Below are 3627 nucleotides of genomic sequence, written 5' to 3' on the forward strand. Positions count from 1 at the left end.
GCAATCCCAGCGGTTCGTCACCCCTGCGCAGCGTCAAGCCCTCGAAATCCGCGATGGCGGGTGCACGTTCCCCGGTTGCGACAAGCCACCGCAGGATTGTCATGCGCATCACATCACCCCGTGGTGGCAGGGCGGGCCTTCGGATCTTGCCAACCTTATTCCGTGCAAATATGTCCTCTATGAAATCTGCGCCTCAGGCCACCGCCGTGTACGTCCGGATCAGCAGCGACCAGGAGGGTACCGGCCTCGGAGTCGCCCGACAGGAACAGGACTGCCGTGCCCTGGCCGCACGCCTTGGATGGACCGTTGCCGAGGTCTACCAGGACAACGACGTGTCCGCCTACTCCGGCAAGCACCGCCCGGCCTATCAACGCCTGGTCGAGGACATCGCCAGCGGCACTCGTGACGGCGTGCTGATCTACCACCCCGACCGGCTCGCCCGCCGCCCGCGTGACTTCGAAGACTTCATCGACGTACTGACCACCGCCCGCGTGCCTCTCCAGTTCGTCACCGGTGGCGCTGACCCCATGACCGGCGATGGCCTGCTCATCCTGCGCATCATGGCCGCTGTCGCAGCGAACGAGTCCGCCTCGAAGTCACGCCGCTTGACCCGCAAGTATCAGGAGATCGCCGACAACGGGCTACCCCTGGCCGGGGGCCACCGCCGTCCCTTCGGGTACGAACCCGACAAGATGACCATTCGTGAGTCCGAAGCCGCGATCATCCGGCAGCTTGCCGAACGGTTCCTTGCCGGGGAGTCGTGGCTTTCCCTGACCGGATGGCTTCAGGATCAACAGATCCCCACCACCACCGGGAACCCGTGGCACTCCACCACCGTACGCGGCATGATGCTGTCCGGACGGATCGCCGGCCTACGGGAGTACCACCGCAAGATTCACGGCCCCGCCGCCTGGCCCGGCATCATCACCCCCGAGACCCGAGACCAGATGATCGCCCTAGCTCAGCAGCGCGCAAGCCAGGGCAAGCGTGCCCGCAACCGCTACGCCCTCAGCGGCCTCCTACGTTGCACCTGCGGAACCCGCATGAACTGCCACTCTCGTCCCGACCGCCGCGTCTACGCCTGCCCTAATGGCCCGGACTTCGGAGGTTGCGGACGCCGCCAGGTCGAGGCCGGACCAGTCGAGGAACTCATCACCACCGCCGTCCTGCGACGGCTCAACAGCCCCGAACTCCACCAGGCCATGACCCGCCAGGCTGGCCCAGCCAACAGCACAGCAGCGATCCACTCTCACATTGAGGAACTCCGCAAGCGCAAAGAGATGCTTGCCACCATGCTCGGCACCGGCGAGCTTGACGCTCTGGAGTTCCGGGCCGCGCGCGAACCCATCGACCGCGACCTCAGGACCGCCCAGGCCAAGCTAGCCCAACTCGCGGGAGCCGACGCCCTCAATACCATTGACCCAACCAACCCACACCTGGCCGAGCAGTTCGCCGCGTTGTCGGTCAGCCGCCAGCACGCGATCATCGCCGCCGTTCTCGACCACGCGATCATCCACCCCGGACGGCCCGGCGCGCGTTCCCTCGACCCCGGCCGCGTTGAACCCATCTGGCGACTGTGAAGCACCGAACCCGTCTGCGGGAGTGAACCCCGCAGCGACCCGGACCGCGCTAGCACCCCGCCGTGCGGCGGGCGGCCGCAAGCGGCCGCTCCGGCGCGCGGTCGGGGTCGCTAGCCTGCTCAGCATCGCTTCCAGGGCGCCCCACTGCCCCCGGACGCGCCTTCAGCCCTCACCTGGGACCAGAAGGCCCAGCAGCGCCCGCACAGGCCACCACCAGCCGAACGCTGCTCGCCGCACACCACGCACCGCGATTCAGCCCAGCGGTTACGCCTCACAGCCACACGGCCCATCGAGAAGCGTCAGCCGGAACGGTACCCCGTACTCGTCGAACAGTTGAGCCACCGCCAGCGGCCCCACGACCGCCAGCAGCGCCTCCGCCGCACCCTCCAGCCACGGCAGCCGGGCACACGCTGCCGCCCAGTCCTCCGATTCCACATCCAGGGTCACCGCGCCGAGTTCATGCCACATGTCGTTTCCTGCCCTTCCCTTGTCGCGCTGCCGCCCCGAGCAGCACCGCCACCCGCGCCAGCGTGTCCCGGTCGCTGACCGCAACCGGCACCCCTTGCCGCTCGCATGAAGCGGCTAGCCAGTTCGTGACCTGTTCCTCGGAGTAGTAGCGCCCGCTCACAGCGCCCCCCACCGCACCGAGAACGATGGCGCCCCCTGCCAACCCGGCTGCCCGTCCGACAGCCACACCGAAGACGGCTCACCACCCATCACCACCGCCCCCAGGGCGATCACCGCATCCCGTGAGTTCGCTGCCAGCACCATCGGGCGCGGCGTGAACCCCTGGGCCACGTCGAACCGATGCAGCCCCTTCGGACGCGCCCTAGCGTCCGTGAACGACTTGGTGACGTACTTCGACAGGTACCGCGCGGCGACCCTCGCCCGCCACCACTGATCACCCTCCGCGTAGCCATCCAGCCGCTTGATATGGGTGAACCCGTGCGGCCACGACGCGTTCAGCAGCGGCTTGGGGACGTACCGGCCTACTGCGCAGTGAGCATGGAAGCGGCGACCATCCTTGTGCAGCTCGGGCACCCACACGTAGGGGAACGCTTCATCACCCAGCGCCGCACGAAGCCGCCGAACGAACCTCGCCAGGTCACTCCGAAGCACCTTCGGGTCCAAGCAGAACGGAGGCCGATAAGTCAGCGTAACCAAGCGATCCAGCGTGTTGTGAGCGCAGTACCGCCGAAGCCGACCCGCTGCCCGCCGCGCAGCCTCAGCCGCCGACCGCTCCGGATCGGCACCACCGCCACCAGGCCGACGAGCAGCCGAAGGCACGAAACAACCGCCACCCTCACCCGCCGACGGGTACAACGACATGTGCCAATAGGCACCATCGCGGCGGACCGCTATAGAACTGCCAGACATTGGCGCGAACTCCCACAGAACTCGGTAGTTCGCCAGCCGCGGGTGGCAGGCCCGCTTTCTCCCTCATCACCCGCAGCGCGTCAGCGGTCGTGCGCCCTGTTCCCTTGTGCAACTCTCTCGGTAGTACCGGCATCCAACCGGCGATCTGGCGGCACGTCACTCGCCAGAACAGGTTAGCGAGCACGTTGCTGTCCCAGGATGACACGCCGAATCACACCAGTGCAACTCTTGTCAACTCAGCTTGACGCGCCCACCGCATCCGGCCTGGATGCGCACCTCACCAGCGGGGGCCTGGCCTTGGTCTGCCGGACGCCGCGCCGCCCCAAACGGCGTCCAAGGCGGGGGTGGGACACTGCGACCAGGCCCCCGCCGTGCCAACCAAGTTCCAAAACGAGTTGTGTTGCTTATTCAAGTAAAGAGCGCGCCTACGGCGCGCCAGCATCCCCGGCCATCACCCCTAGTCACAGCATGCTCAACCGGCCAGCCAGAGGGCATATTAATACTTGCCAACTAACCTCGTGCTGGTCTGCCCCACCACCACGGCATCGTCGAGCCCGGCCACGACCCGGCCGCCGACCGCTGGCAGATCCGACTGGGCGCCGGCAGCACCCCGGAAGTCATCCCGCCCCGGCGCGTCGATCCTCACCAACGACCACGACAACACACCAGG

General features: G+C 67.4%; 3 protein-coding genes and 1 pseudogene. 2 read left to right on the forward strand and 2 right to left on the reverse strand.

What is annotated here, in order from left to right; translation table 11 throughout:
* Window positions 1-46 precede the first annotated feature (46 nt).
* Together VB080_RS07095 and VB080_RS07100 are read left to right on the forward strand one after the other, a co-directional pair.
* Window positions 47-118 (forward strand): annotated as a pseudogene (locus VB080_RS07095) (hypothetical protein); the annotation flags it as partial.
* 61 nt (window positions 119-179) lie between these two features.
* Entirely contained in the window at window positions 180-1580 is a 1401-nt protein-coding gene (locus VB080_RS07100; protein ID WP_323417738.1) for a recombinase family protein, read from the forward strand.
* A gap of 264 nt (window positions 1581-1844) precedes the next feature.
* On the opposite strand, the gene VB080_RS07105 is transcribed toward VB080_RS07100, so the two are convergent.
* Both VB080_RS07105 and VB080_RS07110 read right to left on the reverse strand, forming a co-directional pair.
* Window positions 1845-2048, reverse strand: coding sequence for a hypothetical protein (locus VB080_RS07105; RefSeq protein ID WP_323417739.1), 204 nt, complete (start codon window positions 2046-2048; stop codon window positions 1845-1847).
* Between the two features lie 156 nt (window positions 2049-2204).
* Complete coding sequence (locus VB080_RS07110) at window positions 2205-2627, reverse strand: hypothetical protein (protein WP_323417740.1); 423 nt, start codon at window positions 2625-2627, stop codon at window positions 2205-2207.
* Window positions 2628-3627 lie beyond the last annotated feature (1000 nt).

This window comes from Propionicimonas sp., assembly GCF_034927565.1.
In the GTDB taxonomy this organism is placed as follows: Bacteria; Actinomycetota; Actinomycetes; order Propionibacteriales; family Propionibacteriaceae; genus Propionicimonas.